Source organism: Phenylobacterium sp., from assembly GCF_036402295.1.
Lineage (GTDB): Bacteria > Pseudomonadota > Alphaproteobacteria > Caulobacterales > Caulobacteraceae > Phenylobacterium.
Map to the genome: position 1 here is coordinate 1 of NZ_DASWTE010000070.1, position 5,291 is coordinate 5,291.

General features: G+C 70.0%; 6 protein-coding genes. 3 read left to right on the forward strand and 3 right to left on the reverse strand.

What is annotated here, in order from left to right; all coding sequences use genetic code 11:
* The coding region (locus VGD44_RS04655) for a helix-turn-helix domain-containing protein (RefSeq protein WP_331084367.1) at nucleotides 1-602 on the forward strand (602 nt) is incomplete at its 5' end.
* A 221-nt stretch (nucleotides 603-823) separates the two neighbouring features.
* On the opposite strand, the gene panE is transcribed toward VGD44_RS04655, so the two are convergent.
* Together panE and VGD44_RS04665 are read right to left on the reverse strand one after the other, a co-directional pair.
* A complete protein-coding gene (panE, locus tag VGD44_RS04660; RefSeq protein WP_331084369.1) occupies nucleotides 824-1,762 on the reverse strand; it encodes a 2-dehydropantoate 2-reductase in 939 nt (312 codons plus the stop codon).
* An 84-nt stretch (nucleotides 1,763-1,846) separates the two neighbouring features.
* The gene (locus tag VGD44_RS04665; protein WP_331084371.1) at nucleotides 1,847-2,650 is read right to left on the reverse strand and encodes a class II aldolase/adducin family protein; all 804 of its coding nucleotides are present in this window, start codon (nucleotides 2,648-2,650) and stop codon (nucleotides 1,847-1,849) included.
* 184 nt (nucleotides 2,651-2,834) lie between these two features.
* On the opposite strand from VGD44_RS04665, the gene VGD44_RS04670 reads away from it, so the two are divergent.
* A complete protein-coding gene (locus VGD44_RS04670; RefSeq protein WP_331084374.1) occupies nucleotides 2,835-3,743 on the forward strand; it encodes an alpha/beta hydrolase in 909 nt (302 codons plus the stop codon).
* 57 nt (nucleotides 3,744-3,800) lie between these two features.
* Here VGD44_RS04670 and VGD44_RS04675 read toward each other — a convergent pair whose 3' ends face one another.
* Nucleotides 3,801-4,388 carry a TetR/AcrR family transcriptional regulator gene (locus tag VGD44_RS04675; RefSeq protein ID WP_331084376.1) on the reverse strand — a complete coding sequence of 196 codons (588 nt, stop codon included), beginning with the start codon at nucleotides 4,386-4,388 and terminating at the stop codon, nucleotides 3,801-3,803.
* A 270-nt stretch (nucleotides 4,389-4,658) separates the two neighbouring features.
* On the opposite strand from VGD44_RS04675, the gene VGD44_RS04680 reads away from it, so the two are divergent.
* Nucleotides 4,659-5,291: enoyl-CoA hydratase-related protein (locus tag VGD44_RS04680; RefSeq protein ID WP_331084378.1), on the forward strand; the 633-nt coding region annotated here is incomplete at its 3' end.

The following is a 5,291-nucleotide window of genomic DNA, read 5'->3' on the forward strand; positions in this document are numbered from 1 at the left end:
AGTTCTATTTTTGCACTTGCCCTCTGGCGGGGCCGCTGCACATTCTCGTCGGTGGGCCCGCGGAGTGGCGCGTCATGAGGTCGATGCCGTCTTCCGGGACCCGCAGATCCCTTGCCGCGGCGCTTCAGGTGGTGGGCGACCGATGGACCTTCCTGTTGGTTCACGACATGGCGCTGGGTCTCTGCCGCTTTGACGAGTTGCGAGCCACCGGTATTCCTTCGAGCACGCTTTCCCTGCGCCTGAAGGCCTTTGAGGCGCAGGGCCTCGTCGAGCGGGTGCGTTACGAGAATCGGCCGCCCCGTGACGAATACCGGCTGACCGAGACGGGGCGTGACCTCTGGACGGTCATCGCCGCTCTGCGGGACTGGGGAGACCGGTGGGATCTTGCCAAGGACGGCGCGCCCGGCGCGGAGCCCACGGATCGCTGGACCGGCGACGAACACCGCCCAGCGCTCCTTCAGACCAGCCCGACTCCGCCCATGGACCGCGCCGGCGATCCCCCCCGGTCCGCCGCGGAGGGGGCGGCTCGCGGCTTCAGCCAGGCTGCCGACCAGGGGACCCGCGACAGCAGCGACCGCCTCGGCTTCTACTTCGATTTCTGAAGTCGCCGTCAGTGCGCACGCGGCCAGTCGGGGACGGCCGTTCGGCTCGCGCCGACCCCTCTGCGACCGTGAAGGCCGGTCAACAGGCCGGCGACCATCCTCCCAAGGCCGCGCCCACGCGGACACGGACGACGGGCAGTGGGCGGCGCGGAATCGCGTGGCGCCGATGCCGTCTGAGTGGATCCGGACAGACCTCCTGCTCCGGGCGCAGGGCCGTGGCGCTAGGCGGCGGCCTCCGCCGACGGGCGCTGCCGGGCGCTATAGACCTCGAGCGCCGTGCGCGCCGCGGCGAGGCGGGGCGTGGTCACGCCGGCGGCCTCGGCCCGGCGGACGAGATCACCGAGTATGGCCTCGACCTCGACGGAACCGCCCCCCTGCATGTCCCGATACATAGAAGCGGTGATGGGGGAGCCCTTCGTGGTCAGGATCGCGCGAGTCCGGCCCAGCCACGCGTCGCTGCAGGGATGCCCCGCCGCAGCGGCGACCGCCACCGCCTCGCTGAGGGTCCCCAGAAGAAAGGCCTCGCCTCCCGGGGCCGCCTCGATCTCACCGATGGGCGCGCGCATGAGGCAGGTGGTGGCGGCGAGGCTACCGAGCAGGACCCACTTGTCCCAGAGGTCCTGGCGAATGGAGGCCGAGAGGCTGGCGCTGAAGCCGGCTCCGGAAAGCGCCGCCTGGACGGCCTCCGCCCGCGGCGTGACCCGCCCGTCGAGCTCGCCGTGGGTGAGGCTCGCCAAGTCCGTGGCCTGTACGACGGCTCCGTCGGGAGCCAGGAATGCCACGATGGTGCAGACGCCGCCGAACACCTTCGCTTCGCCAAACCGGCGCTGCAGCGCTTCGATGTGCGCCAGCCCGTTGAGAAGCGGCAGGATCACCGTGTCGGGGCCGACCGCCGGAGCAAAGCTCTCCATCGCGGCGCTGAGGCCATAGGCCTTCACCGCCAGGATGATCAGGTCGTAGGCGTCCGTGAGGCGCTCGGCCGTCACGAGCTTCGGCGCAAGCCGGGTCTCGCCCTTGGGCGTGACGATGCGAAGCCCCTGCTCCGCAAGCTGAGCGGCCCGTTCGCCGCGGACCAGGAAGGTCACGTCCGCGCCCGCCTCAAGCAGTCGGCCGCCGAAGAAGCCGCCGGTCGCGCCGGCGCCCACCATCAGGATCTTCATCGCTCGACCTCGCTATTCCGTCGGCGGCGCCGGGGGCGCCTCAAACACGGCCATGTCCTCCCCCGACCTAAGGGCCGCGGCGGCTCAATCCAGCAGGTCCGGCTGATCCCTGACGATCTTCGCGTAGAGCGTCTGGAACTGGAACCAGCCCGCGCCCGGCCCGCCGAGCACGGCATAGGCCTGCTTGGCGGCGGTCTCCGAGATGGTCTTCAACGGCTGTCCCGTACGGGCTGCGGCGGCCTCGGCGAGGAGCTGCACCTGACAGGAACGCTCCAGGGTGATGAACCACCAGACCGCTGCGTCGACGGTCTCGCCGACGGTGATCAGGCCATGGTTCTGCAGGATCGCCGCCTTCTGAGCGCCCAGCGCCCGCGCGATGCGCTCACCCTCGTCTCCCTCGGCCACGCCCCCGTAGTCCGCATAGAGCGCGTGATCGTTGTAGAAGGCGCAGGAGTCCTGGGTGATCGCGTCCAGGTTGCGGCCCAGGGTCGAAAAGGCGCGACCGTACAGGGAGTGGGAATGGGCGACGCCGACCGCATCGGGGCGCGCCGCGTGCACGCGCTGGTGGATGGCGATGGCGGCGGGATTGACCGGGTGGTCGCCTTCGACGACCTGCCCTGAATGATCCACGCGGACGAGGTCGGAGGCGCGGATATGGGCGAAGGTCATGCCGAAGGGATTGACCCAGTAGCTGTCGGGGAATTCCGGATCCCGCGCGGTGATGTGCCCTGCGACTCCCTCGTCGAACCCGAACCTGGCGAACAACCGGAAACCCGCCGCCAGACGCTCTTTCCGGTGCTGTCGCTCCTGCGCGAGGGTCGGGAACACCGGAGGCCGCGGCGCGGCGCGTCTGGTGCTCTCCACGATGTCGTCATGCCGCGCGTCCATGCCCGCTCCTTGCCCTGCGGCTCCGCCGCCCATGGCTCCGATGCCCTCGCTTTAACCTCCGCGCCCCTTGCGGGCGGCTCCTACGAGTTCTAATTAGGAACTAACACGTTGAGAGCGGCCGGGCAACGGCTCCCGTCCGTCCCGGCGGGTCAACCGAAATGACTTTGGCGGGAGAGGATGCTGCATGTCGCTGACGAACGCAGGGCTCTGGAATGACGAGGGCGTGAGCCAACGTACGGTCGCGGCCAACGGCCTCGAGTTCCCCGTTCTCGAGGCGGGCGAAGGGCCGCTGGTGCTCTGCCTCCACGGCTTCCCCGACCACGCCCGCAGCTGGACGCCGCTTCTGCGACGCCTCGCCGACCAAGGCTACCGGGCGGTGGCGCCGACGATGCGCGGATACTGGCCTGGCGGCGCTGCGCCCGACGGGCGGTACGGCGGTTCGGCGCTCGGGCAGGACGTCCTGGCGCTGATCGCCGCCCTCGGTCGCGACACCGCCCATCTGGTCGGGCACGACATCGGCGCCAGGGCCGCCTACTCCGCCGCGAGCCTGGAGCCGGACCGCATCGGCAAGCTGGTCGGGCTGGCGGTGCCCTATGGCCCGCGCCTGCTCACAGCGTTCGTCGCCGACGGAGACCAGCAACGTCGCAGCTGGTACATGTTCTACTTCCAGACACCGCTTGCGGAGCTCAGTGTGCCGCTCGATGATTTCGCGTTCATCGACCGGCTGTGGCGGGAGTGGTCGCCGAGCTACGTGCTGTCCGATGCCGAGCGCGCCCGGCTGAAGGCGAGCCTCGCACAGCCCGGCGTGCTGACCCAGACATTCGGCTTCTACCGGCAGCTGTTCGGAGCCCCGCCGGAGGATCCGGCGATCCAGGCCCTCGAGGCGCGGGCGAACGGTCCGATCAACGTCCCGTCCCTCTACCTGCACGGCGCGGAGGACGGCTGCATGGCGGCCTATCTCAGCGAGGGCATGGAAGAGCTGTTCCCCAAGGGCCTCGAGCGGGAGATTGTCCCGCGGGCGGGCCACTTCCTGCATCTCGAGCGGCCGGACGAGGTCGGGACGCGTATCCTGGGCTTCCTCGGGCGCAGCTGACGAGCGCACGGCCGTTGGGCGGCGACACCGCGCAGGCGTCCCTCGGCCCAGGCTCCGTCAGACGGCCGCCAGTCCTCGGGAGAGCGCCGCCACGGCGACGGCCTGCACGCTTTCGCAGTCCGGAAGCTTGCCGGCCATCCCCAGCGCCAGCAGGCCATGCAAGGTGGCCCAGAAGAGATCTCCGGCCATCTGGGCGTCGGAGGCCGGCCCAAGCTCCTGGAACGAGCGCTGCAAATCCCGAGACATGGCGGCGCGGGCCCGGCCCACGGCCTTGGCGAGGTCGGGATCGGCGCCTTCGCCCGCCGACCCGGACTCGAACATCAATCGGTAGATGGCCGGGTTTTCGGAAGCGAAGGCGACATAGGCTTCGGACACTGCCCGACCGACGTCCTTTGGCCCGGCGGCGGAGCCTGCGTCCTCGAGAGCCTTGGCCAGGCGCTCGAACCCGCGCACCCGCACGGCGTTGATCATCGCCTGTTTGCTCTCGAAGTAGCGGTAGGGGGTCATGGCGCTCACCCCCAGCCTTTCCGCCACCCCGCGCATGTTGACGGCGGTCCGGCCGCCTTCCGCGAGCTGAGCTTCGGCTGCGTCGCAGAGGCGCGTCCTGAAGTCGGCGATCGCCTCGTCGGTCAGGATCCGGCCCACCGGGTCCCCCTTTCATCGGAGCTTTGCCATCAAGGCTCTCGCGCCGCGGAACGCAGCGACGGCTCCACTGACGAGTGGGTTTTGTTTTGACATCTTATGGGTCAAGAGGCAACCTTCGCAGCGATCCTGCCGCGGCGCCGCGACAGGCCGGATGCCCCCGCGATTCACCCTCTGGCCTCGCCCGGGGGGCGGGGGGTCCGGGACGCCTGAAATCCTGTCTATGGGTTTCCCCTCAGGACCTTCGCAAGGCGAAGACGAGACGGAGCGATCATGACCGAACATGTCCTCAGCGAGATCGCCGACGGCGTTCTAGGGCTCACCCTGAACCGTCCGGAGAAGAAGAACGCGATCACCGATGAGATGTACGAGGCGCTGTCCGGCCACCTGGAGCGCGCCAACGCCGATCCGCACGTTCGCGTGGTCCTCCTCCGGTCCCGGGGAGACGCCTTCACAGCCGGCAACGACATCGCATCCTTCGCCCGGCAGTCCGCCGTCCGGTCCGAGGCGGCCGGCCCGTCGAACGCCTCGCGCTTCATCCGTGCGATCTCCGGATGCGAGAAGCCGATCGTCGCCGGCGTCCGCGGGCAGGCCGTGGGCGTCGGCCTGACGATGTTGCTGCACTGTGACCTGGTGATCGTCGCCCGCGACGCGAGGCTCAGCGCGCCGTTCGTCAACCTCGCGCTCGTGCCGGAGGCCGCATCGAGCCGCCTGCTCACCCAACGGATCGGCCATTTGCGCGCGTTCTCGGTGTTCGCCGCCGGTCAGGCGATCGACGGAGACACCGCCGCCCAATGGGGCCTGGCCAACCGCGCGGTGGCGAGCGACGAGGTCGACGCCGAGGCCTGGGCCGCCGCCCGTCTCCTCGCGACGCGGCCGCGCCAGTCGCTGACGGCGACCAAGCGG